The 521-nt window shown below is 47.4% G+C and carries 1 protein-coding gene; it reads right to left on the minus strand.

The features are described 5' to 3' along the window. A partial coding sequence (locus GCE9029_RS25555) for an NAD(P)/FAD-dependent oxidoreductase (protein ID WP_197475445.1) occupies window positions 1–521 on the minus strand: 521 nt, incomplete at both ends.

Here is a 521-nt window from a genome sequence, read left to right on the forward strand (position 1 = left end):
CAGTGCCGTGACGCGACCCCAACCAAATAGAATTTTCTGGTGAAGACGAAATATTGTGTCATACAGGTTGCGTACAAAGCGGCCACGAACGATCAATTTGTTGTTCATCAGGTTGCCTACTGCATAGTCATGGCCAACCGCTATAACCATTCCGCCATCATTGAAAATAAATGGTTTCATCGCTTTACCTTTAAGCATACGGATAAGCTGGCGAGCTAAATGATCTGCAGCCTGATTTGCTGCTTGGGCGCTTTGTGTTACAAAGCTGCCGTCAGGCTGCGGGCATTCAGCGCTGTCACCGATAACAAAGATATTCTCATCCATCGAGGTACGGAGCGTTTGGTCAACTTTCAACTGGTTCAGGCGGTTTGTTTCCAATCCATCAAGTGTCGCAAGCCAAGGTGCACACTTAATGCCTGCCGCCCATAATTGGAGGCTGGCAGTCAGAACTTCACCATTATCAGTAATGAGTTTCCCTTCTTCTGCGCGCGCTATACGCGTGTTTGTTTTAACGTTTACTC

It is taken from the genome of Grimontia celer (assembly GCF_900055185.1).
Classification (GTDB): Bacteria; Pseudomonadota; Gammaproteobacteria; order Enterobacterales; family Vibrionaceae; genus Enterovibrio; species Enterovibrio celer.